Annotated in this window: 27 protein-coding genes; 12 read left to right on the forward strand and 15 right to left on the reverse strand. The window is 61.6% G+C overall.

All coding sequences use genetic code 11. From position 1 onward, the window contains the following. Positions 1-50: 50 nt before the first annotated feature. Positions 51-1,298: an ABC transporter substrate-binding protein gene (locus ASD31_RS16415; protein WP_056336007.1), complete on the reverse strand. Its 1,248-nt coding sequence runs from the start codon at positions 1,296-1,298 to the stop codon at positions 51-53. A 137-nt stretch (positions 1,299-1,435) separates the two neighbouring features. On the opposite strand from ASD31_RS16415, the gene ASD31_RS16420 reads away from it, so the two are divergent. Then, positions 1,436-2,353 carry an AraC family transcriptional regulator gene (locus ASD31_RS16420; protein WP_056336011.1) on the forward strand — a complete coding sequence of 306 codons (918 nt, stop codon included), beginning with the start codon at positions 1,436-1,438 and terminating at the stop codon, positions 2,351-2,353. 43 nt (positions 2,354-2,396) lie between these two features. Here the strand turns inward: ASD31_RS16420 and ASD31_RS16425 are convergent, their stop codons facing one another. Next, entirely contained in the window at positions 2,397-3,227 is an 831-nt protein-coding gene (locus ASD31_RS16425; RefSeq protein WP_244483874.1) for a GntR family transcriptional regulator, read from the reverse strand. A gap of 121 nt (positions 3,228-3,348) precedes the next feature. Between ASD31_RS16425 and ASD31_RS26935 the strand changes: the two genes are divergently transcribed. The 8 genes from ASD31_RS26935 to ASD31_RS16460 all read left to right on the forward strand — a co-directional run bounded on the left by ASD31_RS26935 (position 3,349) and on the right by ASD31_RS16460 (position 13,882). Further along, positions 3,349-3,471, forward strand: coding sequence for a hypothetical protein (locus tag ASD31_RS26935; protein ID WP_274534272.1), 123 nt, complete (start codon positions 3,349-3,351; stop codon positions 3,469-3,471). 40 nt (positions 3,472-3,511) lie between these two features. Then, a complete protein-coding gene (locus ASD31_RS16430) occupies positions 3,512-5,119 on the forward strand; it encodes an urea amidolyase family protein (protein WP_056337172.1) in 1,608 nt (535 codons plus the stop codon). Then, on the forward strand, positions 5,116-6,897 hold the full coding sequence (locus ASD31_RS16435) for an acetyl/propionyl/methylcrotonyl-CoA carboxylase subunit alpha (RefSeq protein WP_056336016.1): 1,782 nt from the start codon (positions 5,116-5,118) through the stop codon (positions 6,895-6,897). Before ASD31_RS16430 ends, ASD31_RS16435 begins: the two co-directional genes overlap by 4 nt. Next, complete coding sequence (locus tag ASD31_RS16440; protein WP_056336019.1) at positions 6,894-8,720, forward strand: ABC transporter ATP-binding protein; 1,827 nt, start codon at positions 6,894-6,896, stop codon at positions 8,718-8,720. The genes ASD31_RS16435 and ASD31_RS16440 overlap by 4 nt, the downstream gene beginning before the upstream one ends. 78 nt (positions 8,721-8,798) lie before the next feature. After that, entirely contained in the window at positions 8,799-10,298 is a 1,500-nt protein-coding gene (locus tag ASD31_RS16445) for an ABC transporter substrate-binding protein (protein WP_413813821.1), read from the forward strand. Positions 10,299-10,367: 69 nt separating this feature from the next. Beyond that, positions 10,368-11,291, forward strand: a complete 924-nt coding sequence (locus ASD31_RS16450; RefSeq protein WP_056336025.1) for an ABC transporter permease — start codon at positions 10,368-10,370, stop codon at positions 11,289-11,291. A 5-nt stretch (positions 11,292-11,296) separates the two neighbouring features. Beyond that, the gene (locus ASD31_RS16455; protein WP_056336030.1) at positions 11,297-12,145 is read left to right on the forward strand and encodes an ABC transporter permease; all 849 of its coding nucleotides are present in this window, start codon (positions 11,297-11,299) and stop codon (positions 12,143-12,145) included. A gap of 6 nt (positions 12,146-12,151) precedes the next feature. Further along, the gene (locus ASD31_RS16460) at positions 12,152-13,882 is read left to right on the forward strand and encodes a M14 family metallopeptidase (protein WP_056336033.1); all 1,731 of its coding nucleotides are present in this window, start codon (positions 12,152-12,154) and stop codon (positions 13,880-13,882) included. A 270-nt stretch (positions 13,883-14,152) separates the two neighbouring features. Here the strand turns inward: ASD31_RS16460 and ASD31_RS25575 are convergent, their stop codons facing one another. The 8 genes from ASD31_RS25575 to ASD31_RS26360 form a co-directional block, all read right to left on the reverse strand. Beyond that, entirely contained in the window at positions 14,153-14,299 is a 147-nt protein-coding gene (locus tag ASD31_RS25575) for a DUF1127 domain-containing protein (protein WP_082520599.1), read from the reverse strand. Positions 14,300-14,494: 195 nt separating this feature from the next. Continuing rightward, complete coding sequence (locus tag ASD31_RS16470; protein ID WP_056336037.1) at positions 14,495-15,028, reverse strand: 2'-5' RNA ligase family protein; 534 nt, start codon at positions 15,026-15,028, stop codon at positions 14,495-14,497. Between the two features lie 115 nt (positions 15,029-15,143). Further along, positions 15,144-15,956, reverse strand: coding sequence for an ABC transporter permease (locus tag ASD31_RS16475; protein WP_056337175.1), 813 nt, complete (start codon positions 15,954-15,956; stop codon positions 15,144-15,146). Then, the gene (locus ASD31_RS16480) at positions 15,956-16,777 is read right to left on the reverse strand and encodes an ABC transporter permease (protein WP_056336040.1); all 822 of its coding nucleotides are present in this window, start codon (positions 16,775-16,777) and stop codon (positions 15,956-15,958) included. The genes ASD31_RS16475 and ASD31_RS16480 overlap by 1 nt, the downstream gene beginning before the upstream one ends. A 94-nt stretch (positions 16,778-16,871) precedes the next feature. After that, on the reverse strand, positions 16,872-18,005 hold the full coding sequence (locus tag ASD31_RS16485) for an extracellular solute-binding protein (protein ID WP_056336045.1): 1,134 nt from the start codon (positions 18,003-18,005) through the stop codon (positions 16,872-16,874). An 89-nt stretch (positions 18,006-18,094) separates the two neighbouring features. Further along, on the reverse strand, positions 18,095-19,180 hold the full coding sequence (locus tag ASD31_RS16490) for an ABC transporter ATP-binding protein (protein ID WP_056336047.1): 1,086 nt from the start codon (positions 19,178-19,180) through the stop codon (positions 18,095-18,097). A 44-nt stretch (positions 19,181-19,224) separates the two neighbouring features. Further along, positions 19,225-20,040: an inositol monophosphatase family protein gene (locus ASD31_RS16495; protein ID WP_056336051.1), complete on the reverse strand. Its 816-nt coding sequence runs from the start codon at positions 20,038-20,040 to the stop codon at positions 19,225-19,227. Positions 20,041-20,216: 176 nt separating this feature from the next. After that, positions 20,217-20,363 carry a hypothetical protein gene (locus ASD31_RS26360; RefSeq protein WP_200952203.1) on the reverse strand — a complete coding sequence of 49 codons (147 nt, stop codon included), beginning with the start codon at positions 20,361-20,363 and terminating at the stop codon, positions 20,217-20,219. Between the two features lie 369 nt (positions 20,364-20,732). On the opposite strand from ASD31_RS26360, the gene ASD31_RS16500 reads away from it, so the two are divergent. Continuing rightward, entirely contained in the window at positions 20,733-21,065 is a 333-nt protein-coding gene (locus tag ASD31_RS16500) for an RcnB family protein (protein ID WP_056336054.1), read from the forward strand. Between the two features lie 76 nt (positions 21,066-21,141). Here the strand turns inward: ASD31_RS16500 and ASD31_RS16505 are convergent, their stop codons facing one another. After that, entirely contained in the window at positions 21,142-21,816 is a 675-nt protein-coding gene (locus tag ASD31_RS16505; RefSeq protein ID WP_056336056.1) for a spermidine synthase, read from the reverse strand. Positions 21,817-21,930: 114 nt separating this feature from the next. Continuing rightward, the gene (locus tag ASD31_RS16510; RefSeq protein WP_082520601.1) at positions 21,931-22,587 is read right to left on the reverse strand and encodes a TetR/AcrR family transcriptional regulator; all 657 of its coding nucleotides are present in this window, start codon (positions 22,585-22,587) and stop codon (positions 21,931-21,933) included. Positions 22,588-22,693: 106 nt separating this feature from the next. Here ASD31_RS16510 and ASD31_RS16515 point away from each other — a divergent pair, with 106 nt between their 5' ends. Further along, positions 22,694-22,978: a hypothetical protein gene (locus ASD31_RS16515; RefSeq protein ID WP_082520602.1), complete on the forward strand. Its 285-nt coding sequence runs from the start codon at positions 22,694-22,696 to the stop codon at positions 22,976-22,978. A 131-nt stretch (positions 22,979-23,109) separates the two neighbouring features. On the opposite strand, the gene pncB is transcribed toward ASD31_RS16515, so the two are convergent. Further along, entirely contained in the window at positions 23,110-24,414 is a 1,305-nt protein-coding gene (gene pncB, locus ASD31_RS16520) for a nicotinate phosphoribosyltransferase (protein ID WP_056336062.1), read from the reverse strand. Between the two features lie 259 nt (positions 24,415-24,673). On the opposite strand from pncB, the gene ASD31_RS16525 reads away from it, so the two are divergent. Further along, entirely contained in the window at positions 24,674-24,982 is a 309-nt protein-coding gene (locus ASD31_RS16525) for a DUF6074 family protein (RefSeq protein ID WP_056336064.1), read from the forward strand. Between the two features lie 56 nt (positions 24,983-25,038). Here ASD31_RS16525 and ASD31_RS16530 read toward each other — a convergent pair whose 3' ends face one another. Beyond that, positions 25,039-25,839 (reverse strand): IclR family transcriptional regulator, encoded by an 801-nt coding sequence (locus tag ASD31_RS16530; protein ID WP_056336067.1) that lies wholly within the window; start codon positions 25,837-25,839, stop codon positions 25,039-25,041. A 56-nt stretch (positions 25,840-25,895) separates the two neighbouring features. Continuing rightward, on the reverse strand, positions 25,896-26,285 hold the full coding sequence (locus tag ASD31_RS16535; RefSeq protein ID WP_056336070.1) for a RidA family protein: 390 nt from the start codon (positions 26,283-26,285) through the stop codon (positions 25,896-25,898). Position 26,286 lies beyond the last annotated feature (1 nt).

Consider the following 26,286-nt stretch of genomic DNA (forward strand, 5'->3'; position numbering starts at 1 on the left):
TCCTCAGATAAGGGATGGGCGCGCCCGAGAGCGCGCCCTGCTTGCGTGTATCAGAGCTTGCGGGCGAAGGCCTCGAGCTCGTCCAACGTCGCCTTGATGTCGGTGCGGCTGCCGGTGATCAGCTCTTCGAGCATGATGCCCCACTGGTTGCCCAGTTCCTGCCAGCGCGCATCCTGCCAGAACGTGACCTGGGTGCGTTCGCCTGTTGCGGCCATGGCATCGGATAGGTTCTGGCCGAAGGTCTTGGCATATTCCGGGCTCTGGTAGGTGCTGGTGCGGGTCAGTTCACCCGGCTGGCCGGCGGCGAGACGGCGGGCCTCCTGCTCCTTGGACGTGGCCCAGGCCACGAACAGGCCGGCGCAGGCCTTTTCCTCTTCGGTGGCATTGGCCTTGGCGGCGATCGCAAAGCCATGCGCGTAACCGGCGCCCGGCAGAGGCGTCGGCGGAACCGCGAAGGCAACCTTGTCGGCCACCTGGCTCTGTGCCTTGTCGACCGACATGCCGCCCAGCGGTGCCGATTCCACGATGATCGCTACCTTGCCGGCACGGAAGGCGCCGGTGGATTCGTCCCAGGAGCCCGTCTGCGTGCCCGGCGCCGAATATTTGAAGAGATCGAGATAGGCCTGCGTGGCCTTGACGGCGGCTTCCGAGTTGAAGGCCGGCTGGCCATCCTTGAACCACTCGCCGCCATTGGCCTTGAACAGCGGCATCCAACGCCAGACATTGGCGCCAGAACCACGCTGTCCGCGCAATGCCGTGCCATAGACGCCATTGTCCGGATCGTGCAGCTTCTTGACCGCGGCCAGATATTCCTCCCAATTTGTGGGAACGGCGATGCCGGCCTTTTCGAGAAGGTCGGTGCGGTAGACCATCAGGTCGCCGCCGCCCTGGATCGGCGCAAACCACTGCTTGCCCTCATAGGTGGCGGCGGCGCGCATGCCTGCGTCGAAATCATTATAGTCATAATCGGCCGGATAGTAGCCTTCGAGCGGTACGATCCAGCCCGAGGACGCGAACAGCGCCAGATTGGCTTCATCGACGTAATAGACGTTGAAGCTGCCGACCGTCGATGCGTCCGCTTGCGATTTGGCGCGGCGGTCATTTTCGTTGAGATAGCTGAATTCGAAGCCCGCACCCGACAATTTCTCGAACTCGTCGACATAGTCTTCCAGCAGGGTCAGACCGTCGCGAGGCTGCGCCAAGATACGCAGGTCTTCGGTGCACTGCGCAGCCATGGTGTTGGAAGCCGCAAACAGGGCCATCGCCGCGCAACTGGCGCGGAGCATTTTCTGAAACATGATTTCCTCCCTCGGGCGGCAGAACTCCCACGCCGCCAACATCCCCATTGTGCTTGTGCGGTCGAATGGAACTAGTTGGCTTTTTGCTATTCGATGATACTATTTTGACATCAGCTCGCGTCAAAGGCTCCAACTGAATGAGAATTACATCAGATTTTCCGCAGTCTGCCTCGCATGTGGCGACCCGTGAACAGATCGTCCTGCCGGGCGGGATGTCCTATCTCATCCGGCGCGACGATTATCCGAACCCGATCTGCATCTGGAACTATCATCCGGAATGGGAGATCCATTACATTCCGGACGCGCAAGGCTTTGCCTATGTCGGCGATTATGTCGGCCCCTTCAAACCCGGCCACCTGATGCTGACCGGCACCAATCTGCCGCACAACTGGATCACGCCCGGCGCGCCGTCCCTTCCCGGCCGCGACCTCGTGCTGCAATTCGATGCCGAGGCCCTGATGGGCATTCGCACCGTTTGTCCCGAATTCGACGTCCTGCACAGGCTGAGTGCGCTGGCTCAACGCGGTATCGAGATCCTCGGTCCCGAAGCAGGCCGGATCGGCCAGAAGATCATCGACCTGCACGAGCTCAAGGGACACGGGGGATTGAGCCTGTTCCTTCAGATTCTCACCGAGATCGAAGCTGCGCCACGTACGCGCCTTCTGGCCAGCGAGCACTTCATATCGTTCTACAACGAACTGTCCGACAAGCGTCATCGCCGCATCGACCAGGCGATACAGATCCTGCAGTCCGATCCCAGCAGCCAGATGCACGAGGTGGCCGATGCCGTGGGGCTTGCGCCCTCGGCGTTTTCGCGCGCCTTTCGGCGCATGACCGGCATGAACTTCTCGAACTATAGTCGCTCCGTACGGGTATGGCGCGCACGCACATTGCTCGCGGAATCGGAAATCCCCATTACCGAGGTGTGCTTCGAAGCCGGTTTCAACAACCTGTCCAACTTCAACCGCTATTTCAGAATGGAAACCGGGCTCACGCCTCGCGCCTATCGCATGGCAGCCCGCATCCGCGGCAGGTCGATTGTCGCGGCAGTGTGAATATAAGCCGCATTCATCGAGCGGAGCCGTGCCACCCAGAGGCTTACTCAAATCCTCGAGAACTTGCCGATGCCACTCGCGCATATGCGCTAAGGATGAACCTCTCCGCCTGGGCGAGGTAGGCTTCCAGTATCTCGGCGGCGGCCGCGGAATTGCCGTTCTCGACCTGGGTCACGATGAGCGTGTTCTGGTCGATGAAGGGTGCGTGAAGAAACTCCGGGTCCTGCAGCAGGCCGAAGACAAGCCTGAGTTCCAGCGAAACCTGCGCGTAGAAACCCGCCAGTCGCGGACTGTCGGCGAGTTCCACGATTGCAGCATGAAAGCCGATATCGGCGCTGCCTACCCCCAGCCAGTCATCGGCATCCCGGCACCTGTGCGCCGCATCGACCGAAGCCCGCATCTTCTTTACGGCGGGATGGCGTGGATGTGCCTGGGCAAGGGAGGGAATCTCGATGAAACGGCGAATCCGGTATATGTCGATAATGGTGGACATGCTTGGTGTCGCCACGAAGACGCCGCGATTGGCTTCGTAGCGCAGCAGGCCTTCCTTGGTCAGCAGCCGGAAGACCTCCCTCAGCGTATTACGGGAAACCTGCAGTTCTTCGCTCAAGGCAATTTCGGACAAATGACTGCCGGGCGTCAGCTTGCCGGAGATAACCTTCTCCCGAATGCGCGCCGCAACGGCCTCGGCCAGTGTCTGGATGGGCTCGGATGTCTTTTCCCTCACGCGCTTGATGGGCCTACCCCGTCCCTTCTCCTCGATCGAGGCCGCAGTCTTTGTCCCGCCAATTGGTTTGGCCATATCCTGATGCTCACTGACCCGGTTCCGGCAATCTGCAATCGACTTCATAGAGATCGGCATTGCGTTGCGCAACGATAGGCGATGCTAGGGCCTTTCCTGCGCCTTTTGTAGGGTGATATACAAAAATTGTTGAACAGTCTGGACTCGCTTCTCAGGGATTGATAGTTTTCACGGGTGAATTTGGGAGTGGCGAATGTTCGATCTGAGCAGCGATCCGGGCGAGAGCTTCGGCGCATCAAGCATGGGCGATGACGCTGCCGTGCTTGATGTTGCCAGCATCGCCATTCGCCCTTTTGCGCGCTCGGTCTGGAAATAACATGCAGGCTGCCGCCCTTGTCCGTTCCCGGGATACATCGATGCGCGTCCTGCCGGTGGCGGCAGGATGTGTTCTCGTTGAGCTGGCCGATTTGGGCGAGACCCTGGCGCTCCTCAAGGCGATGCACGGCGATCCGATCGCGGGCGTCGGTGAAATCATCCCGGCTGCCCGGACACTGCTGGTCCAGTTTGATCCCGCGGAGATTTCTCTCGATGCGCTGACGGATGTGCTTGCTTCGCGCCGAGGCGCGGACATCGAGGAAAGTCCTGGCCCTCTCGTCGAGATACCCGTCCGTTATGACGGCGAAGATCTCCAGGAGGTGGCCAGCCTCATCGGGACGACGGTAGAGGAAGTCGTGCGGCGGCATTGCGGCAGGGACTATCTGGTCGCCTTCACGGGCTTTGCTCCAGGCTTTGCCTATCTCGCCGATGGAGACCCTCGCCTGGCGGTGCCGCGGCGCACATCGCCCCGAACCCATGTGCCGGCCGGCTCTGTCGGGCTGGCCGGGGCGTTCAGCGGCATTTATCCGAAGGCCAGCCCGGGCGGCTGGCAGCTGATCGGCAACACGCCACTGACACTGTTCGACCTCGACCGGACGCCCGCCTCATTGCTGCAGCCGGGATATCGCGTGCGCTTCCGCGACATGGCTATTTCTGCGCCCTACGAGATCGCCCAGACGACAAGGAAGTCTCCGGTCAAGGCGGCGACCCGTAAGGGCGCGGCTACTGCAGCGGCGATGGAAATCACCATCATCGGACTTCCGGTCCTGTTTCAGGATCTGGGCCGGCCGGGCCAGTCGCATCATGGGATTGGCAGGTCCGGTGCCATGGATCGCGGTAGCCTGAGGGCAGCCAACCGCCTTGTCGGCAATCCGGATGGAGCGGCCGCACTTGAAATCGTCCTTGGCGGCCTGAGTTTCAGGATATCCGGCCGCGCAGTCATGGCGGTGAGCGGCGCTCCCCTGGCGATTACGGTTACCGATGGAAGCGGCGCCAGGATTTCAGCGCCGCACAACGAGGCGTTTGCGCTCGACGAGGGCGACCGGGTGACGCTCGCTGCACCCGCCGCCGGCATGCGCTCCTATCTCGCGATGCGGGGCGGGTTTGACGTCGCGCCGGTGCTCGGCAGCGCGGCGACGGATACGCTGGGACAGATCGGTCCGCCCACGGTCCTGCCAGGCGATGTGATCCCGATCCTTGCCAAGGCCACGGGGACGGCGATCTCGCTGCCCCAGCCCCCCGCTTTCGAGATGCCGAGGGCAGGCGAAACGGTGATGCTGGATGTCGTCCTGGGTCCACGGACGGACTGGTTTACGCAAGACGCCGTCTCAAGCTTCCTGTGGCAGGACTGGACGGTTACGGCGCAGTCGAGCCGGGTTGGTATCCGGCTTCAAGGCGAGCCGCTCGAACGCCAGAACAACGGCGAACTTCCAAGCGAGGCGACCGTGCATGGCGCGGTCCAGGTACCGGCCAGCGGCCAGCCGGTGCTGTTCCTCGCCGATCACCCGATTACCGGTGGCTATCCTGTCATCGCCAATGTCGCGCGGTATCATCTCGATCTCGCCGGGCAAATTCCGGTCGGCGCGCGAATCCGCTTCAACGCGATCAGCCGATTTGCGCCCCGCACGATCCCAGGAAAACACATATGAAGACGGTTCTGATAGCAAACCGCGGCGAGATCGCGATGCGGATCATCCGGGCCTGCAAGGATTATGGCCTCGGCTCGGTGGCTGTTTATGCCGACGCCGACGCGGATGCGCTGTTCGTCGCGCAGGCCGATGCGGCCTATGCCCTCGGCGGCACAAATGCCGGGGAAACCTATCTCCATATCGACAAACTGATCGCCATTGCCAAGCGCTCCGGCGCCGATGCCGTTCATCCCGGATATGGGTTTCTGTCCGAGCGGGCTGAGTTCGCCCAGGCGGTGATCGACGCCGGCCTGATCTGGATCGGACCGGACCCAAAGGTGATCGAGGTGCTTGGCGACAAGCTCGAAGCGCGCCGCATCGCCAAGCGCGTCGGTGCACCCCTGGTCGCCGGTAGCGAGGGTGCGATTTCGAGTGCCGCGGAAGCACTGGCATTCGCCCGTCAATTCGGATTGCCGGTTGCCATCAAGGCGGCGCATGGCGGCGGCGGGCGTGGTTTGAAGATCGCGCGCCATCTCGATGAAGTGGAAGAGCTTTTTCAATCGGCAACGCGCGAGGCGGTGGCTGCCTTCGGCCGCGGTGAATGCTTCATCGAGCAGTTTCTCGATCGACCGCGCCACGTCGAAGCGCAGGTCCTGGCCGACCGCTTCGGCAATGTCGTGGTCGTCGGAACCCGTGACTGCTCGCTGCAGCGGCGAAACCAGAAGCTTGTCGAGGAAGCGCCGGCGCCCTTCCTCTCCCTCGAACAGCGGGAAAAGATTCACAAGGCGGCGCGCGATATCTGTGCGGAAGCCGGATATACCGGTGCGGGAACGGTCGAATTCCTGCTCGGTGCGGACGGGGCGATCTCCTTCCTGGAGGTCAATACGCGGTTGCAGGTCGAGCATCCGGTGACGGAAGAAACGAGCGGGCTCGATCTGGTCGTCGAGCAGTTTCGCATCGCGGCGGGCCTTCCGCTCGGCATGTCCGAAATGCCGGCTCCGCGCGGACATGCGATCGAGTTCCGCATCAATATCGAGGATCCGGGCCGGGGCTTCCTGCCGTCTGCCGGCGAAATCACCCGCTTTGCGGCGCCCTCCGGCCCGGGCGTGAGGCTGGATACCGGTGTCGATGGTGGATCGACAGTTCCGCCGATGTTCGATTCGCTCGTCGCCAAGCTGATCGTCTGGGGTCCGACACGAAAACAAGCGATTGCCCGCGCGCGCCGTGCCTTGAGCGAGTTCGTGATCGAAGGCGTGCCCTCGGTGCTGCCATTTCACCGTGCCGTCATCGACCATGGCGATTTTGCGGGCGACGATTTCCGGGTTCACACGCGCTGGATCGAAGTGGATTTTGCCGAAAGCCTCGCGGCGGCACCTCGCCCGCCCGTGCTTGCCGCCGCCGGGCTTCGGCGCGGTATGATCGAGATCGGCGGCAGGCTGGTCGAGGTCGGCATCCCGGATGCGTTCCTGCAACTCTTCGGCCATACGGCCTTGGGTGAGAATCGTTCGACAACGGACGATGTCGAACAGGATGCAGGCGCGGTTCGTGCGCCGGTTGCCGGCACGCTTGCCCACTGGAATATCGAAGACGGCGCTCATGTCGAAAAAGGGGATGTGGTTGCCGTGATGGATGCTATGAAGATGGAGACTGCCATCGCGGCTCCGGAGGCGGGAATTGTCTCCATTCTCGTGCAGGTCGGCTCCTTCCAGGCTGCCGGCGCGATCATCGCACGGATCGCTGCGCCAGATGGCAAGGGACCATCCAACGACACCGCGCGAGAGCCGGAGATGCTGACATGACAATCCCGACCGACAACCGTAAGCCTCTCCTGTCGATCGAGGGACTGAGCGTCGAGTTCGGCGCTGATCGCGTCGTCGATGATCTCTCTTTTTCCGTTGAACCGGGCAAGACGGTGGCGGTCGTGGGCGAATCCGGCTCTGGCAAATCCGTTACGTCCCTCTCGACCATGCGGCTCGCCGACATGATGGGCGCGAAATTCGCGGCCGGTCGCATCATGTTCGCGGGCAAGGACCTGCTCCAGGCGTCGCAGAAGGAGATGCAGCGGATTCGCGGCAAGGAGATCGCCATGATCTTCCAGGAGCCGATGACCTCGCTCAATCCGCTTTTCACGATCGGCGACCAGATCAGTGAAGTCCTCATCCTGCACGAGAAAATGGGCAAGGCCGCTGCCGCTGCCGAGGCCGAAAGACTTCTCGCCATGGTGCGCCTGCCGGATGGCAAGGGGTTGCTGGCGCGTTATCCGCACCAATTGTCGGGCGGCATGCGCCAGCGCGTGATGATCGCCATGGCGCTCGCCTGCCGCCCGAAACTGCTGATTGCCGACGAACCGACCACGGCGCTCGATGTCACGATCCAGGCGCAGATCCTCAACATCATTCGGGAGCTGCAGAAGGATCTGGGCATGGGGATGATCTTCATCACCCACGACATGGGCGTGGTCGCCGAAATGGCCGACCATGTCGTCGTCATGTGGAAAGGGAGGAAAGTCGAGGAAGGGCCGGTCCGGGAGATTTTCGAAAACCCGCAGCATGCCTATACGCGAACCCTCCTGGCCGCCGTTCCGCGTCTCGGCAGCATGACCGGCGAAGATTTTCCCAAGCGCCTGCCGCTGACCGTTCTCGAGGATGGCGAACCGAAGATCGTCGGGGAGGAGCGGCTGCAGGACACGGCGCGCTATGACGAAAAGCCGCTGCTTTCCGTCAAGGATCTGTATGTGCGCTTCGATATCCGCAAGACGCTGCTTGGCAGGGCCACCCACCGCCTCAGTGCCATATCGAAGGTCGGCTTCGATATCTATCCGGGCGAGACGCTGGCGCTGGTCGGAGAGTCCGGCTCCGGAAAATCCACCATCGGCCGAACCATCCAGCAGCTTCAGAAGGCGATGTCGGGCGAGATTTCCTTCGACGGCAAGAACTATTCCAGCATGTCCGCGGCAGAACGGTTCCGCATGCGGCAGGAGGTCCAGTATATTTTCCAGGATCCCTTCGCATCGCTCGATCCGCGAAAAACGGTTGGATTCTCGATCGCCGAGCCGATCAATACCCATAGCCTGATTGCCGATCGCAAGGCGGTGCGCCGTCGTGTCGACGAACTGCTCGAGCGCGTCGGGCTAAGCTCGGCGCATGCGGAGCGCTATCCGCACGAATTCTCCGGTGGGCAGCGCCAGCGCGTCTGCATTGCCCGCGCGCTCGCATCCGATCCCAAGCTGATCATTGCCGATGAAGCGCTGTCGGCGCTCGATGTGTCGATCCAGGCCCAGATCATCAATCTCTTCATGGACCTCCAGGCCGAACGCGGCCTGTCCTACCTGTTCATCAGTCACGACATGGCGGTGGTCGAGAAGATCAGCCACCGCGTGGCCGTGCTCTATCTCGGTCAGATCATGGAAATGGGCAGTCGCCGACAGGTGTTCGAGACGCCCATGCATGATTATACGCGCCGGCTCCTCTCCGCCATTCCGGTCGCCGACCCGACGGCCAGGCGCGAGACGGCCATGATCGAAGGGGAAATCCCAAATCCGGTTCGCCGCGTCGGCGACGAGCCCGCCATCCTCGTCCACGAGGAAATCCGTTCAGGCCACTTCGTCGCGAAGAGCGCCTGAGAACCGCGACATGTCGCAATCATCTGAAGAGGAACAGATACAATGAAAACGATCGAACGGGGACTGAGGGCAGGCGTCATGGCGCTGGCTTTGTCAGGGGCTGTGTTTTCCGCAGCGCCGGCGCTGGCTGCCGGAAAAATGACGATTTCTTCGCCGCAGGATCCGGGCAGCTGGGATCCCATCGACACGTTCCTGGTCGCCTGGGCGGCGGTCTCGACCAATATCTTCGATGGACTGACCTATCGCGGGCCGGACATGAAGCTGGTGCCGGCGCTGGCCGAAAGCTGGGAAGAGCTCGACGAGGGCAAGCGTATCCGCTTCAAGCTGCGCCAGAACGTGTCCTTCCACAACGGCGAGCCCTTCAATGCCGCGGCCGTCAAATACACCTTCGATCGCCTTCTCGGTGAAGAAGGCTCCAAGGGCCCGCAGCGTTCGAACTATATCGCCATCGAAAGCGTCGAGGTCATCGATGACTATACGGTCGACATCAAGCTTTCGACGCCCGATCCGGTCCTTCTGACCAAGCTGGCAGGCTATGGCGCGATGATCGTGCCGCCGAAATATATCGAGGAACACGGCGAGGATCATTTCAACCTGAACCCTGTCGGCACCGGCGCGTTCAAGTTCGTGTCCTATGAGCCGAAGGTTGGCATCAAGCTCGAAGCGAATAGCGAATACTGGGGTGGCGCTCCGAAACTGTCAGAACTTGACTTCCGGTTCATCGCCGAGCCGGCGACCGCGGTTGCCGAATTGCAGGCCGGCCGCGTCGATCTGGTCATTCCGCCGATCATTCCGATCGGCATGATCCCGGTCATCGAAGGCGACGACAATCTCGAAATTGTCAGCGTTCCCGGCCCGACGGTCGATTCGCTGCGCTTCAACACCCGTGACGGCATCACGGCCGATCCCAAGGTGCGCAAGGCCATCATCATGGCCGTCGACCGCAAGACGATCGTCGAGTCCATTCTTGCCGGGCAGGGCGCGGAAATCGCAACGTTCCAGAGCGCACTGTCCTTTGGCTATGATCCTGACCTCGCTCCGCTGCCTTTCGATCCGGAAGGCGCCAAGACGCTGCTGCAGGAGGCGGGCGTCAAGGAGGGTGCGCAACTGCAGATCGACATTCGCGGCAACGACGCCACGATGAACGAAGTGGCCCAGATCGTCTCGAGCTATCTGTCGATGGTCGGCCTGACCGCAACGATCAAGCCGTATGAGACAAATGTCCTCTTGAACGACATCATCCCGCAGGGAAAGACCGGCGCGATGTTCCAGCAGAAATGGGGCGGCTGGACCTTCGATTACGACAACACCGCCTATTCGATGTACCACTCCGGGGAAAAGTGGAATCCTTACGAGAAGGACGAAAAGCTCGACAAGCTGCTGGAGTCCCAGCGGCCACTCACCGATCGGGCCGAGCGTGAGAAGATCCTGCGGGAAATCGGCGCCTATGTCGCCGACCGGGCGCTGGAGCTGCCGCTCTACAACAGCAATGCCATCTACGGTGTTTCCAAGCGGGTGAAGGGCTTCGTTGCCGCTCCGGACAACCGCCTGAAGCTGACGGACGTGACCGTCGAGTAAGACGGACGGACCTAAGTGCCGCCCGTGCAGGCGGGCGGCACATCGACCCTGTTTCGAAGGAAAAGAACGTTGACCGGCTTCCTCATCAAGCGATTGCTGCAGGCGATTTTTGTCGTCATCGCCATCACGCTCATCGTCTCTTCCGCCATTCGCCTGACGGGCGATCCTGCCATGATGATGTTCCAGGGCGGTGGCAGCATGACGGAAGACGACCTGGCACGTATCCGCGCGGCGCTGGGCACGGACAAGCCGTTCATCGTCCAGTATCTCGCTTTTCTCAAGGGTCTCGTGACGCTTGATTTCGGCCGCAGTTTCGTGGGCGGCACCCAGGTCTCCACGCTGATCGGCAATGCTCTTCCGGCGACGCTCCTGCTTGCCTTCATCTCCATGGCGGTCTCGATCGTCCTGTCGATTCCGCTCGGCATCAAGGCCGCGACGGCGCGCGGCAAGGGCGCCGACCAGCTTATCCGCATCCTGTCGCTGGTAGGGCTTTCCTTCCCCAATTTCTGGCTCGCCATCATGCTGGTGCTGCTCTTTTCGATCACGCTCGGCTGGCTGCCGCCAAGCGGCATGTCGGGGATGGCGAGCTATGTCATGCCGGCGGTGACCATGGGCGTGATCCTGACGGCGACCAATGTCCGCCTCGTGCGCTCGTCCATGCTGGAAACACTGCAGTCGCAGTACATCATGGTGGCGCGGGCCAAGGGCCTCAGCGAAAACAAGGTTCTCTACAAACACGCCCTGCGCAACTGCGCCATTCCGTTGATCACCTATTTCGGCCTGCAGTTCGGCGGGCTTCTGGGCGGCATCGTCGTCATCGAGCGGGTCTTCAACTGGCCCGGCATGGGAACGCTTGCGTTCGATGCCGTTGCCTCGCGGGATTATCCCGTGCTCCAGGCGGTCATCACCGTGCTGTCGCTGATGATCGTCGGCATCAATCTTCTGGTCGATATCGCCTATGGCTTCGTCGATCCGCGCATTCGTACGGAGTGATCGTCATGGCCGCAAGGATATCCCGCCTGTCGCGCTTCAAGAACCTGGAATTCATTCTGGGCGCAACACTGACCATCGTCATCTGCCTGGCGGTCGTCTTCTCCGACGTCCTCTTTCCGGGCGGCGCCAACAAGATCGACCTGATGGCGCGCCTGACCAAGCCTTTCACCAATGCGGCCTATCCGTTCGGCACCGATCCTCTCGGTCGTGACGTGCTGGCGCGCGTCGTGGCGGGGGGCAAGATTTCGCTCCTGGTCGGATTTACCTCGGTGATCGGCGCCGTCGTGTTCGGCGTGTTGATGGGGCTGATCGCCGGCTATTACCGCGGCTTCTGGGACATGGTCGTCATGCGTTTCGCCGATCTCCAGCTTGCCATGCCCTTCATCCTGCTGGCCATCACCTTCATCGCCATCGTCGGTGGCAGCCTCACCAACACGATCATTCTCCTGATCGTCTCGCAATGGGTGCAGTATGCCCGCCTGGTGCGCGGCTCCGTGCTGACGCTGCGGGAGCGGGAATTCATCCTGTCGGCGCGGGCGATCGGGGTAAGGGACTGGCGGATCATCCTGCAGCACCTGCTGCCGAACCTGATCGGGCCGGTAATCGTGCTGATGACCTTGAATGTCGCCAACAATATACTGCTCGAAAGCAGCCTGACCTTCCTGGGACTGGGCGTCGATCCGACCATTCCGAGCTGGGGCGGGATGCTGGCCGACGGCCGCACCTATCTGCAGACGGCATGGTGGGTCAGCGTCTTTCCGGGCCTGGCCATTCTCGTGACAGTGCTCGGTCTCAATCTCCTGGGCGATTGGCTGCGTGACAGCCTCGATCCAACCGGCAGAACCTCGAGGTAAATCGGCATGACGGAAATTTTCAGCAAACGCTTCGAGCGCAGCCTCGGTCAACTGGTGGCGGCTGCAAAGCCCGGCCAATCCGTCGAGGCTTGGACGTTCGACGACACGCAAAGTCGCCGTGCCGCCGAAGAGCAGCTGGCTGCCAAGGGCGTCACCGCGCGTATCCGCAGCGCCTACAAGCCATTGCTCTTCTATTTTCGCGAGGAGATCGACCTTTCTGGGGTGGAGGCGATCGAAATCCGCTATCCCGTCCATGCCAAAGCGCCGGAGAACCGGTTTCGTCTCGAGACCTATCCGCTGGCAGCGCTGGTCGGCGCTTCGGAGATCAATTTCGTGGCCCGCCAGGACGGCGAATTTTTCTATGACGTGACGCTGAGACGTGCCGGAAAGACCGAAACACACAAGGTTGTCGCGCCAAACCGCGTTCATGCGGATGTCGTGGGCGAGACCAATGTGTCGCCCACCGGTTGGTTGCGACATGCGGGCGAGGCTATCGGTGAGCGCCTGGTGACGGATTACGAAGCCCTCTTCCATGAGGCCGTCGGCGCGATTTCGCGTCACCCATGGGGGCGGGACGAGCCCTATTTCGAGGAGTTGAACATCCGGGTCGGATATCCCTGCGCGGATGAGCCGCTTCACATCGGCGATGAAGTGGTGAGCCTGCGCGAGGCGCTGCACGAGGATTTCTATTTTTCGCTTCTCGAGTTTTTCCAGAAGAAATCAGGCCGGCCGCTTGGCGATCGGGGATTGCAGCCCGGACAGATCGTGCCGGACATCGTCAAGAGCGATGGCGCAGTCACCGTCCACATCGAACTGAAACCACTGTCGACCGATTTCCATGACGGCGGCGACCAAGAGATCGATGTGGCGCGCGAGCCGCTGGCGGCATCGCAGATCAACCGGCTGCTCGACGCGACCGGCGGAGAGCCCTTCAGTGCTCGATCGCGGGCGCAAAGAAAGGTTTCGGGCCGCTATATCAAGGGCAGCGATGCCGCGGTGATGATCAGTGGCGGCCAGCATCCGAACGAGACGACGGGTATCGTCGGGGCAATCCGTGCAGCGCAAATCCTGTCGAAAAGGCAGGGCGCGCATTTCACCCTCTCGCCATTGGAAAACCCCGATGGCTACGCCCTTCACCAGCGGCTGCGTATCGAAAACCCAAGCCATATGCACCACGCGGCGCGCTACACGGCGCTGGGCGACGATCTCGAATATCGCACGCGCGAAGACGCCCGGGGCCGGGTGAACGAAAAGGAAATCCGCTTCAGGGCTCAGGAACTCAGCGGCGCCCTGCTGCATGTGAACCTGCACGGATATCCGTCTCACGAATGGACGCGGCCGCTCTCAGGCTATGTGCCGCGTAATTTCGCCATGTGGACTTTGCCCAAGGGCTTTTTCCTGGTCATGCGCCATCGCGCCGGATGGGAAGACAGGGCTGAAGCGATGCTCGACATGGTCACGCGCCATCTGGGGCAGATACCCGGGCTGCTCGCATTCAACGACCGGCAGATTGATCTCTACGAGATCCATGCGGGAGAGACGGGCTTTCGCCTGATCAATGGCTTTCCGTGCCTATCCTCTGTCGATAACCGACATGATGTGCCGATGACGCTGATCACCGAATATCCGGACGAGACGATCTATGGCGACGACTTCATCGCCGGCCATCGGGCGCAGATGGAAACGGTGTTGTCTGCCTATGACGCCTGGCAGGTCATCCTTGCCGAGGCGGCATAGGCCTCAACTGTATCGGATGAGCGCGCACCGGGCTTGAGAGTAAGCGGGCTCCCACAAGGGGCTCAATTTCAGTTCCCAATATTGCTGTAGATTGCCTCCGGGATTCCCCGGATCGTTCCGCAGGGCCTGGGCGTGAAGCCCACGGAGCGAAGGGCGCGTGGAATGCCGGCAAAGGCCATGATCGGCGCGTCAAGACCGCTCCCGGCCAGCCTGAAATGCAAAACGCCCGCTCCATCGAGCAGGCGCTGCAAAATCCAGGGCTGGCTTCGTTCAGAACGAGGCTTGGGCGCGGGCGACGGAGCGGATATCGCCGCGGTTGATGCCGATATCGTTCAGTTCGCGGTTCGTCATGCGGTCGAGTTCATTGACGGTCTGACGATATTTGCGCCAGTTGTTCAGGGTGCGTGCGATGGTCATGTTGATCCCCTTTCCTGAGGTTCCGTTGACGTCAGCAGCCTGTTTGCCCCGGCGTCGTTTGATGAGGGCAACATACGCTCCTTGCCGGTTTCGCGGTAGCGCCAATGTCTCACGCCACCCATGCGTGCAGCGCAAGGGTCAGGCCGATGACCGCTCCACAGGCAGTCCTCCGGCTTCCGCAACCTTTCGGTTTCGTCAGGTAGCCGGCCTGATCGGCGTCAGGGAATGGTCGTGCGCGATCCTCCATTCTTCGATCGGAATGGTCTGAGCGGATTCGGCGACGGCGATGGAGTCGAACCTGATCGGGCGCCCGGTCAGCGTCCTGTGGAGATAATCGATCGCTGCGGGCTTGGCCTCGTCCGGGGCGCCATAGGCGAGCGAAATATGCGGCACGAATGTCTTGAGGTCGCCCTTGCCGAACGCGGAGATGGCCTTCTCCTTCAGGGCCAATAATTGCCCCTTCGCCTCGAAGGCCGCAAAAAGCGAGCGGTAGAACATCGGCGTTTCGGAAATGGTCGAGACAGGGCACTCGAAGGCATGCTCGCCTGCAAAATCACGGGCCAGCAATTCGGACATCTCGTCGGCCGATCGCGGCTGGTCTTCGACCAGCGTCAGATGCGGGCAGAAGATCTGGGTGCCGAAGATGCCGGCCAGTTCATGATTCAATTCCGTCAGGAAGGCCAGATCCTTCTCTGCCGGCATCAGCCAGATCGAGTGATACGTGGTCATGCTGTCTCATCTCTTTCAAAATGTCCGCCTGGATGAGCCGCTGCCTCAGCGCGGGTGATGCGGGTTGCTGTCATGCGTGCTGCCGTTGATGGTCCGGAAGGATGGCGGGCACCTGTCACCGGCCTACCTTCGACAGGACATCCGCGCGCATAAACTTCTCGATGACGAACATGAATGCGATCGACGGGATCAGCAGGATGAAGGCTGTAATCGAGGCAATCTGGTAGTTGCCGCCGGAGCCCGCCGTATAGAGCAGGAGCGGCAGCGTCGAGATGTCCGGCGCGCCGACAAAATAGGTTCCCGTAAATTCATCGAGTGATTCCAGGAAGACGAAAACGGCGCTTGCCAAAAGGCCGGGTGCCGCGATCGGAAGCGTGACGTCGGCGAAGGTGCGCAGGGCGGAGGCCCCCATCGAGCGGGCCGCTTCCTCCAGTTCTCGGTCGATGGCCGAGAAGGCGGCGGTGGCGATCCAGACCGCATAAACGAGACCGTGGGTGACATGTACGAGAACCACGCCCAGCACCGTGCCGTTGAGGCCGAACTGATAGAAGATGCGCGCGATGTTCACATAGACCGGAAGATTGGGAAAGGCCTGGGGGATCAGGAGGATGAGCAGGACCGCGCCGCGAAACGGCAGACGCAGCCGGGCGAGCGCATAGCCGGCCGGAATGGCCAGCCCGATCGATATGACCACCGTCAGGCTGGCGATCAGGACGCTCATGATCAGCGACGTCGTCGCATTGCCGCGGGGAGAGAACACATTGGCCCAATAGGAAAATCCATATTCGAGCGGCAGCGCATGGGGGAAATACCACCGCTCGGTGAAGGCCCAGAGCAAGAGATTCGTCAGCGGGCCGAAAATGGCGAAGGCAAGAAGCCCGAGGCCGAGACCGCGCGGTATCCATTTGAGATCGATGCTGCCGGCCATCATGCGCGCTCCTTCATGGTCTGGCGCAGATAGATCCAGGCGGCTGCGCTGGTGATCAGCAGGGATATGAAGCCGAGCGCATTGGCGACGCCGTAATCGCCGTAGGCGTTGATGCGGAAGGCCATGCTTGCGGTGATCATGGTTGGAGACTGGGCATTGATCATCAGCGGCACAGACAGGACCGACATCATGGTCACGAAGCTGAGAATGAGGCCGACCAACAGGGTCGGCAGCACCTGCGGCAGGATGATCTCGATCAGGATGCGTGTCCGGCTGGCGCCAAGGTTGCGGGCAGATTCGATCATCGAACGGTCGAGCGAGGCCATGGCGCCGGACAGGAGAAGCGTCACGAAGGGTGTCTGCTTCCATACGAAGGCGATGACGATGCCCCGCCAGTCCAGGAAACTGACGGTTTGGGCTGCGGTGAGGATTCCTCCCTCGACGAGCATGCTGTTCATCAGGCCGTTCTTGGCAAGAAAGGTGCGCAGGATCTGCCCCACCACGATGAAGGGCACGAATAGCGGCCATCGATAGAGCCAGCGGAGAATTGCGACCGCGCGCGGATTGGATCCCAATGTGAGATATCCGCCGATGGCGATGGAAAACAGGCCGATGAGAAACGTGGACAGGAGCACGATCACGACCGTGAAAATCATGTCGCTGCTGTAGAGCTCGAATGCCTTTTGAAAGTTGCCGAGGCCGAAGCTGCCATCCACATCGAATGCGCCGGTCACGGAACTGAAAAGCGGAACGATGAACAGCAGAAGCACGATGATCAGTGCCGGCGTGACAAGAAGAAGGCCAATGAGCGGGATCGGCATGAGAAGCACCTGATGGCAATGAACGGGCGGTCGAAGCAACCCACGGATCGTGGGAAGAGCGCCGCGGCGAGTATGCCGCGGCGCCCGGTTTCAGTCAGTTGCCGACCTGGCGCTCATAGGCCTCCAGAATGGCCGTATTGTACGGGGCAATCGGGAACGCCTTGCCGTATTTGGCGAGATCTTCCGGCGAGATGTCCGTGAAGAGCTTGGCCCAGGTTTCCTTGTCGAGCGCCGCTTCGACATGCTTGGCGTCGATGCCCGGATACCAGTTGAAACGCTTCACGATCCCCTCGGCCTGGACTTCGGGGCTGGTCGCCAGATTGACGAATTTCTCCGCCAGTTCCTTGTTCGGGCTCTTGGCGGGAATGACATAGTGCATGGGCTGGCCCGGCATGCCCGGTGCAGGCAGGACCAGCTTCATGTCCGGCGGCAACTGGCCATTGGCCTGCCAGGAATAGAACATGTCCACCCAGACCGGTCCGATGGAGATTTCACCCCGGCTCAGCATGTCCAGCGTGCCGGCATTGCCGGGTGTCATGGTGGCGTTGGTTGAAAAATCCTTGAGGCTTGCAAAGGCGTCGTTCCATTTCGACGTTTCCGCGGCGTCGAACGGGCCATTCATCAGCTTGTCGGCATCGCCGCCGAAGGCGTAGATCCAGCCCATGACGAAGCTGACGCCGGAGGCGCCGCCCTTGATGCCGTTATAGCCGAACTGCTTGGGGTTTTCCTTGGCCCAGGCCACGAGTTCCTCGTAGCTCTTGGGCGGGCTGGCGACGAGCGCGGGATTGTAGGCGAGCGCCGTCTGGCTGTTGAACATCGGCATGACATAGCCATCGACATTGCTGCCAAGCGCCATCTTGGCATTGGCGCGGGTCACCAGGGCGCCGCTTTCGATCTTGTCGCGGTATTTCTCGAGATATCCCTTCTCGACCATGGGGCCGACGAATTTCTCGTGAGCGACGGCCACGTCCGCGTCCCATGTTTCGACATTTGCCTGGGCCTGGGCATCGAAGCGCTCCAGGATCTTCTGCGACCCGGCATCGCCGGGGCCGGTACCCACGGCCCGGACCGTCGTACCCGGATTCTGCTTTTCAAAGAGCGGGCCGAGATACTGATTGATATAATCGACCATATTCTGGTCGCCCGCCGTGATCACCGTCAGTTCCGCCGCCGCGAGCGGCGAGGTCGACAGGCCCAATGCCATTATCGAATAGAATACTTTCCTCATCACAAACCTCCCAATGTGTTGATATCGCTGCCGTTCCACGCCATGCCTTGGCCAGCGTGCCTTCCATCCGGGAGCCTCCGCTCCGCGGTTTACGCCCTGTGGGCGGGGAAAATGTAGAGGCGGTCCTCCGGCACGCGCAGGTGAACCTGCGCGCCCTGTTCGAAACGCCGCTCCGCATCGACGATGACGCTGTTGTCTCCCAGATGGATGACGTGCCTCCACAGCCCGCCGGGATAGCTGACCTGCTCGACAATGCCTTTGAGCAGGAGCCCGCCGCTTTTCGTGCCCAGTGTGTCGTCGCTCGCGTCCGCAACGCCGATCGATTCGCTGCGGAACCGGGCAATGGCCTTGCCGGTGAAGGCGGCCTGGCCCGGACGGTGAACGGTCGCCCGGAGACTATGCGGTCCTGCCGCGATCTCCATGCTGTCGCCCCGCGCCACCACGTCGACATCCAGGATATTCTCGGCGCCCATGAATGCCGCCACGAAATCCGAGTTCGGTTGGTTATAGACTTCCTGCGGCGTGCCGGTCTGGGCGATTTTTCCGCCATCCAGGATGACGATTCTGTCCGCCATGACCATGGCTTCTTCCCGGTCATGGGTGACATGCACGGCCGTGATGCCGAGCCGGCGTTGCAATGCGCTGATTTCGTGGCGCACCGTCAGGCGAATCCGCGCATCGAGGTTAGAAAGCGGCTCGTCCAGCAAAAGGATGTCCGGGTTGACGGCCAGTGCACGGCCCAGCGCGACGCGCTGGCGCTGTCCGCCCGACAGGGCACCGGGCTTGCGCTGCCCGAGCGCGTCGAGGCCGAGGAGGCTTTTCATCTCCGCCACGCGGGCCGAGGCGTCGCGGGCCGGCATCCGGCGAAGCTTCAATCCGTAGCCGATATTCTGATCGACGGTCATGTGCGGCCATAGCGCATAGGACTGAAAAACCAGAGCCATGCCGCGCTTGTCGGGCGGCTGGCGCGTGACGTCGCGTCCATCGACGCGGATGGTGCCCGCAGTCGGTGTGTTGAACCCGGCGATCGTGCGCAGGAGGGTCGTCTTGCCGCAGCCCGACGAGCCAAGCAGCGCCACGAACTCTCCCTTGCCGACGGAAAGATCGATGCCCTTCAGCACTTCGACTTCCCCGTAGCGAACGCGCGTCGATGCGATTTCAAGATAGGCGTTCACGCGTTCCCTCCAGAAGTCTCTCCATGCACAGCTGTGCATATATTTCAGACGGCAGCTCGCACATGCACGGTTTCGGCAAGAGGCGCTTGTAGTGGTATTCTCGTGGCGGCGCTGACGGTTTTTGCGATGAGCGGGGTGGATGCCAGGACGGCTCCGCCGCCCTCCACCGTCGCCATGTCGAAGAAGGGGCATATGCGCCCGCCGGCTTCCTCGACGAGGAGGAGGCCAGCCAGGCAATCCCAGGAATTCATGTGCAGTTCCGCATAGGCATCCACCCGTCCGTCGGCCACATAGGCGAGACCGAGAGCGCCGGAGCCCGCACGGCGGACATTGAAGCCCGACAGCAAAAGAGCATCCAGAGACTGCATATAGGCTGTGTGGGCGATGCGAGGCGACCAGCCGTATTCGACGGTCGCGGCCGAGGCGGATTGCGTCGCGGCGACTTGGATCGGCTTGCCGTTCAAAGTTGCGCCATGTCCGCGCCGGGCAAAATAGAGTTCGTCCGTGGCCGGATTGTAGATGGCGCCGATCTCCGTCCGTCCATCGGCCACATAGGCGAGAGCGACGCAGAAATGCGGGATATTGCGCGCGAAATTGGCAGTGCCGTCGATGGGGTCCACGACCCACAGATTGCCGGCGCTCACGCCGCCCGTTTCTTCTCCGAAAAATCCGTCCTGGGGAAACGTCCTCGCAATGCCGTCGCGGATGAAGGCTTCGCAGAGCCCGTCCGTTTCCGTCAGATAATCCTGCGGCCCTTTCATATCGAGATGCCTTGCACGGCCGAAGCCCTGCATCGCCAACTCGCCAGCCGCCTTGACGAGGCTGCGACAAAACGCAGCCCGCTCCTCCAGTGCGTCCAAAGGTCAGTCCTCCACAACTTTCCCTAGAAAGTAGTAGTGCACAGCTGTGCATTGCTGTCAAGGCGCGTTCTTGCCCGGTCGTAGAGTGCCGTCAGGGATTGGCGGTGTCCTCGGAAGTGTCCTGTTCCTCGCGCCGGTCTCGCTCGATCGCGCGGTCTCGCTTCGTGGCAGACAGATCAACGCGGTATGGAGGAGGTGATCTCCGACGACACTCCGGCGGGCATGCCGGGTGTGCCAGAATGTGTCATTGCAAAATGCAGCGTGGCCATCGCGACGATCGCGACGGCAATGACGGCGAAAGTGACGCCTCTGTCTGTGGTCATGTCCCAGTTCCTTGCGAATGCTTGAAAGACGCTTTGAGCGCTGGGGTGAGACTATTCTGCGGCGCGCAATTCGCTGTTCCCCACGAAACATCCCGCATGGTTAATCAATCGTTTCACGCGCTTTCGTCTAAAATCCGTTCGTCGCACGGCGGGGCGTCGAGTGATTAACGCGGCGCGAGATGGGGCGGACCGGCACCATTCCGGCCCGGGATTTCCGCCCGCAGGGCCGGAGGTCGCCTCCTCTCCCTTTCCGGAGACAGATTTGATGAAGGCATGTCGTCAGGTTAAACTATTGTAATATAACTTTCATTTTCCATTCATCATCGACGGCCTAGGACTCCTGCGTCAACAAAAACCAGGAGATTATCGATGAAGAAGTTTTTTGCACTGCTGCTGGCCGGCACGTTCCTGATCGCTCCCATGACCGCACAGGCAAGGGACGGACATCGTGGGCCTGATCGTCACCGCCATGTCGAGCGCAGCGTGAAGATCGAGAAGAAGGTCGTGGTGCACAAGCATCGCTGGTCCAAGGGACACCGGATGAGCGCATCCGAACGCCGTCGCATGGCGCGTGTCAGCGATTACCGTCGCTACCGGCTTTCCGCTCCGCCGCGTGGTCATCAATGGGTCAAGGTGGACAATGATTTCCTGTTGGTCGGGATCACATCCGGCGTGATCGCCAGCATCCTTGCCGGCCGCTGACCGGCCTCCTTTCAGTCCCGTCACCGTTCTGGTGGCGGGACTGTGCGGTTCCGATGGAGTGCGGTGATCGTCGTGTTCAGGCCTTGGTGGCCATCCAGATGATATGGCGGGCGCCGCTGCCTTTCGTGCTGGCGCGGACCTTCAGTTCCTCGGCGCGAAAGCCCGCTTCGCGGAGCCGGCGGGTGAAGGCCGGGTCGGGCGCCGAGGACCAGACGGCCAGCACGCCGCCGGGGCGCAGTGCCCGGTGGGCGGCACGAAGGCCGCCCAGTGCATAGAGATCGTCATTCGCCTTGCGCGTCAGCCCCGCCGGACCATTATCGACATCAAGCAGAATGGCGTCATAGGCTTGTGAAGCCGGACGGATCAGGCTGATCACGTCGCCCTCGCGAACAACGACCCGCTCATCGTCGAGGCAGCCGTCAAACAGTTCGGCCATCGGTCCGCGCGCCCAGGCGACGACCGAGGGTACGAGTTCACCGACCGTGACGCGCGCGTCCGCTTTGAGTTCCGCGAGCGCAGCGCGCAGCGTGAAGCCCATGCCAAGGCCGCCAATCAGCATATGCGGACGCGGGCGGCCGCCGATTTTTTCGCAGGCGAGCCGGGCCAGTGCCTCTTCCGAGCCGCTGAGGCGGCTGTTCATCAGTTCGGTCGGGCCGAGCATGATGGAAAATTCGCTGCCGCGCTGCTTCAGGCGCAATTCGCCGCCGCCATCGGGCATTTCGGCGGTATCGATCAGGGTCCAGGGGATCACAGGCTTGTTCCTTGTCGTCTGCCCCGGCTGTAGCACAAAGGGCGACGGGAAACAGCCGGCAGCGAAACTCGCCGCCTCATATGTATTCAGGAGATAAGCGCGAATGCGGCGCCGTCAGGCGGGCTGGCGGAAGGAGGCTATGGCGGCCTCGCAGGCGCGCAGGAAGCGCATGGACGGGCCTTCGCTGCCGGTTGCCAACTTTGAGACCTGGGCGCCCTCCATCAGCATGGCCAGCGTATCGGAGAGGAGTTCAGGCTCGCTGACGCCGGCCTCTCGACAGAGGTCTTCCAGACGACGGCGCTGCGCCAGCTTGAAGTTCTCGATCACGGCATGCGCCGGATGGCCCTGTTCCTTGAGCTCCACTGCGGCATTGGCCAGATCGCAGCCGAAGCGCTCGTCCGCCAGACACTTGGCTTTAGCGGCCACCCAGCCATGCAATCGCGCCATCGGGTCGTTCGGATGGGCGGCTTCCAACTCGTCCCAGAAGGCGGCGGCCTTTTCGGAGGTGAAGCGCAGGGTCTCGCAGACCAGGTCGTCCTTGGAGCCGAAATGCCGGTAGAGGGTCATCTTGTTGGTTTCGGCCGCCACGGCGATGGCATCGACGCCGATGCCGCGGATTCCGTGCTGGCGAAACAGTTCGCAGGCCGTCGAAACGATGCGATCGCGAGGGGCGGCGCGGGCCTGCACAGAGAGACCATCTTCCAGCCTTATATCGGCCGGCTTCGGACCCGATACGGATTTTGCACTTTTATGGACAAGGCTTCTTGACATAGGTGTGACCGGTCGGTAACTATTCGGATGTTACTTACTGGTAACACCGCAAGAAAACGATGTCAAGTTGAAGACCCCGGCCGGGATCCGCCCGCCGGAAAAGACGATGAACCCAAGGAATACCACCATGCACCAGCCAAACAGCGATCTGACCATTTCCGAGGTTCTGACCGATCCGCTGATCCGCGCCGTGATGCGCGCGGACGGTGTCACAACAAATGAAATGAAAACGCTTCTCTATTCGGCTGCCAGCGCGCTTCGCCAGACGCAGCCGGGAACGACGAGCGCCAGGAGCCATTCGGTCAACCTTCTGGCGGCACCCAAGCGTCGCCTGCTGTCGATGGTCCATCCGCTCGCCGCACGCTCCGACCTTGTTCGCCTGAGCGCCTGAGAACCCAAGAACCCAAGAACCTGCCGGCGCAATCCTCCCAAGACTGCGCAAACGAACCCAGCCGGACACCTCCACCGGCTGGGTTTTTTTGTTAGGCAGGGTCCGGTGAGCTGGCGCCGGGCGCGATGCGCTCAGACGCGCACCGCTTGTTCGGCAAAATCCTCGCTGCCGAAGAATTTCAGATAGCGTTCGACCTCTGAGGGCTCGCCTGTCGCCTTGAGCGGATTGTCGGACAGCTTGACCGCCGGGCGGCCATTGGCGTCCGTTACCTTGCAGACGATCGAGATCGGATCGAGGCCGTCGATCTCGGTCGGTGCGCAACCGGCGAAATCATTGGTGAGATTGGTACCCCAGCCAAAACTCATGCGCACCCGGCCCTCGAAATGCCGATAGGTCTTGAGGATCGTGTCCACATCCAGCCCGTCCGAAAAGATCAGCAGTTTCTCCCTGGGGTCGCGGCCCATCTTCTTCCACCAGGCGATGATCTTTTCGCCGCCCTCGATCGGCGGGGCGCTGTCGGGGCGAAAGCCGGTCCAGTCGGCCACCCATTCCGGGGCGTTGCGCAGGAAGGCGGCGGTGCCGAAGGCATCGGGCAGGACGATCAGCAGGTTTCCGCCGTAAAACCGGTTCCAGTCCTGCAGCACCTTGTAGGGAGCATCGCCCAGTTCCGCGTCGTTGCGAGCAAGGGCTGCGGCGACCATCGGCAGTTCATGGGCATTGGTGCCGAGCGCCTCGAGATCGGTATCCATGGCGAGCAGCACGTTGCTGGTGCCCGAAAACGAGGCGCCGATGCCTTCCTTCAAGGCCTCCACGCACCAGCGCTGCCACAGGAAACTGTGCCGCCGGCGCGTCCCGAAATCGGAAATATGCAAGTCCGGATGGGCTTTCAGCTGTTCGACCTTCGTCCACATCTTCGCCTTGGCGCGCGCATAAAGCACGTCGAGCGCGAAAGGCCCCATATCCTTCATCGCCGATCGCGAGCGAAGCTCGTTGATGATCGCCAATGCCGGGATTTCCCACATGGTCGTATGGGTCCACTTGCCGGGAAAGGTCAGCTCGTACTGGCCGTGACGGCGCGACAGCTCGTAGTCCGGCAGCTGGAAATCGGCGAGCCAGGCGAGGAATTCGGGCGCGAAAATCTGCTTGCGGCCATAGAAGGTATTGCCGGCGAGCCAGATCATCTCCTTCTTGGTGAAACGGAGATTGCGCACATAATCCAGTTGTTCGCGCAGTTCCTGTTCATCGATCGCGTCGGTCAGGAGCACGGTTCGGGTGCGGTTGATCAGCGAGAAGGTGGCATCCACCTCCGGATAGAGGCGCCAGATCATCTGTAGCATCAGAAGCTTGTAGAAATCCGTGTCGAGCAGGCTGCGCACGACCGGATCGAGTTTCCAGGCATTGTCGTAGACCCGGCGGGCAATATCCGTTTTGGTCATGAGAATTCTCCCGCTGCGACCTCAAGACGATGGATGCGCATGTGCGCCGTCCGCACTCATGCCACGGCATCCGGCCCGACTGCAACCGGCAGGGCGACAGTTACGGCAGCGCATCTGGCCAGCAATCGGGGCGGCTGGGCGATCCAACACCTCTGCAAGACCGGCCTATTGCCGCCTGAACCACAAAGTTCGCCCCGAAGATACGAAGCGTTAACCATATGCTTTCTAAATGAGAATCGCCAACAAGGAGAGCCGCCTGATGAGTGCTGCGTTGAAGGATGCCGGTTTTTCGAAGCCGCCGGAACAGATCGTACCCTTTCCCCTCTACGGGCAGGTCGGCACAATCAGGCGCTGTGCGAGAGAATTGGAAAATATCCATGGCGATGTCGCGCTTCACTACTGGAAGCGCGAATGCCGCGCCCTGGCGGAAAATCTGCGCCGGCTTGGTTGCGACGAGGAGGAAATCAGCGTCCAGGTCCTGACGTTCCAGACCGAAGTCCAGGTGGAGATGATGCGGCGCTATTCGCAGCGTCTCGCCGACGAAGCGCAGAACGATATCCACGCCTGAAGCCTCAAGTGAAGCCTCAGGGCGTCTGCTGTCGCGTCGATGCCAAGCTGAGAAGACTATTGCTCGGCGCGCTTGCGGCCGCGGGAATAGCCGAGTTGCTCGGACAATTCATGGGCGGCCCGAAGCAGGCTGTCGAGATAGGCCTGCCGGTTGCGCAATCCGTCTTCCTTGGGCGCGACGAGACAAAGCGTCGCCACGCATTGCCCATCCGTCTGGTGCACCGGCACGGCGAAACAATGGGTGTAGGTCTCGACTTCGCTGTTGAAGGTGAAATAGCCGTCGAGGGTCGCCTGGCGGACTTCGGCGATAAAATGCCCGGCATCCAGCCGCTTGCCGCTCGGCAGCACGAAATCATCGGCAGGAATGAAGTCGAGGATTTCCTCGTCGGTGAGATGCGCGATCAGGAGGCGGCCGGAGGCCGTCCAGGGGATCGGCACGAGTTCGCCGATATCGGAGGATATGCGAAAGGCGCGCGCACCCTCGCGCATCATGGCAACGGTGTATTTATTGCCTTCCAGCAGGCACATCTGCGCGGTTTCGCGGGTTTCTTCGGCGAGGCGCGCCAGCACCTCCTCCGATTCGCGCATCAGGTCGAACTGGTCGGCATAGGCCGTCCCGAGAAAATAGAGCTTGCGGCCGAGAAAGACCCGGCCATTGCCGCCCTGGTAATCCAGCATGCCGTGGCGCAGCAAAAGATTGATCAGTTCATAGATGGAAGAGCGCGGACCGCCGATCTCGACGGCGATCTCGTTCGGCCGCATCGGCTGGCGCCTGGTTCGCAGGAATTCGAGGATTTCGAACGCGCGATCGAGGCCGCGCATGCGCCGCGGTCCGATATCTTCGGCGCTGTCAGTCATTCCGTTCATTCCCTTCGAGCGTCACGGCGCGACCTTGGCAAGCCGCGCCCTGCATTTCAAGTCCTGTCCGCCCGATAGGCGACGCAATCGACTTCCACCTTGCAATCGACCATCATCCGCGATTGCACACAAGCACGGGCCGGCGGATTGGCGCCGAAATATTCGGCATAGACGCCGTTGAAGCTCCAGAAATCCCGGGGATCGTCGAGCCAGACGCCGACGCGCACCACGTCCTCGAGGCCATAGCCGGCTTCGTGCAGGATGGCGATCAGGTTCTCAATCGCCCTCCGGCTCTCGGCAATGATGCCGCCCGGCACGATTTCGCCCTTTTCCATCGGCACCTGGCCGGAAACATGCAGCCAGCCATTGGCCTCGACGGCACGGGCAAAGGGCAGGGCCTGTCCGCCGGCGCCGGTCTCGCCGGCACCATAACGTTTGATGGTCATC

The sequence above is a fragment of the Rhizobium sp. Root482 genome, from assembly GCF_001426565.1.
Classification (GTDB): domain Bacteria; phylum Pseudomonadota; class Alphaproteobacteria; order Rhizobiales; family Rhizobiaceae; genus Pararhizobium.

Bases quoted from the DNA above. Each gene is read 5' to 3' on its own strand.
- ASD31_RS16525 (WP_056336064.1), top strand. From the start codon at position 24,674: ATGAGTGCTGCGTTGAAGGATGCCGGTTTTTCGAAGCCGCCGGAACAG.
- ASD31_RS25575 (WP_082520599.1), bottom strand. From the start codon at position 14,299: ATGACCATCGCACGCACCCTGAACAACTGGCGCAAATATCGTCAGACC.
- ASD31_RS16515 (WP_082520602.1), top strand. From the start codon at position 22,694: ATGAACCCAAGGAATACCACCATGCACCAGCCAAACAGCGATCTGACC.
- ASD31_RS16440 (WP_056336019.1), top strand. From the start codon at position 6,894: ATGACAATCCCGACCGACAACCGTAAGCCTCTCCTGTCGATCGAGGGA.
- ASD31_RS16445 (WP_413813821.1), top strand. From the start codon at position 8,799: ATGGCGCTGGCTTTGTCAGGGGCTGTGTTTTCCGCAGCGCCGGCGCTG.
- ASD31_RS16475 (WP_056337175.1), bottom strand. From the start codon at position 15,956: ATGGCCGGCAGCATCGATCTCAAATGGATACCGCGCGGTCTCGGCCTC.
- ASD31_RS16480 (WP_056336040.1), bottom strand. From the start codon at position 16,777: ATGCCGATCCCGCTCATTGGCCTTCTTCTTGTCACGCCGGCACTGATC.
- ASD31_RS16470 (WP_056336037.1), bottom strand. From the start codon at position 15,028: ATGACCACGTATCACTCGATCTGGCTGATGCCGGCAGAGAAGGATCTG.
- pncB (WP_056336062.1), bottom strand. From the start codon at position 24,414: ATGACCAAAACGGATATTGCCCGCCGGGTCTACGACAATGCCTGGAAA.
- ASD31_RS16510 (WP_082520601.1), bottom strand. From the start codon at position 22,587: ATGTCAAGAAGCCTTGTCCATAAAAGTGCAAAATCCGTATCGGGTCCG.
- ASD31_RS16420 (WP_056336011.1), top strand. From the start codon at position 1,436: ATGAGAATTACATCAGATTTTCCGCAGTCTGCCTCGCATGTGGCGACC.
- ASD31_RS16435 (WP_056336016.1), top strand. From the start codon at position 5,116: ATGAAGACGGTTCTGATAGCAAACCGCGGCGAGATCGCGATGCGGATC.
- ASD31_RS26935 (WP_274534272.1), top strand. From the start codon at position 3,349: ATGTTCGATCTGAGCAGCGATCCGGGCGAGAGCTTCGGCGCATCAAGC.
- ASD31_RS16430 (WP_056337172.1), top strand. From the start codon at position 3,512: ATGCGCGTCCTGCCGGTGGCGGCAGGATGTGTTCTCGTTGAGCTGGCC.
- ASD31_RS16460 (WP_056336033.1), top strand. From the start codon at position 12,152: ATGACGGAAATTTTCAGCAAACGCTTCGAGCGCAGCCTCGGTCAACTG.
- ASD31_RS16530 (WP_056336067.1), bottom strand. From the start codon at position 25,839: ATGACTGACAGCGCCGAAGATATCGGACCGCGGCGCATGCGCGGCCTC.
- ASD31_RS16535 (WP_056336070.1), bottom strand. From the start codon at position 26,285: ATGACCATCAAACGTTATGGTGCCGGCGAGACCGGCGCCGGCGGACAG.
- ASD31_RS16500 (WP_056336054.1), top strand. From the start codon at position 20,733: ATGAAGAAGTTTTTTGCACTGCTGCTGGCCGGCACGTTCCTGATCGCT.
- ASD31_RS26360 (WP_200952203.1), bottom strand. From the start codon at position 20,363: ATGACCACAGACAGAGGCGTCACTTTCGCCGTCATTGCCGTCGCGATC.
- ASD31_RS16455 (WP_056336030.1), top strand. From the start codon at position 11,297: ATGGCCGCAAGGATATCCCGCCTGTCGCGCTTCAAGAACCTGGAATTC.
- ASD31_RS16415 (WP_056336007.1), bottom strand. From the start codon at position 1,298: ATGTTTCAGAAAATGCTCCGCGCCAGTTGCGCGGCGATGGCCCTGTTT.
- ASD31_RS16485 (WP_056336045.1), bottom strand. From the start codon at position 18,005: ATGAGGAAAGTATTCTATTCGATAATGGCATTGGGCCTGTCGACCTCG.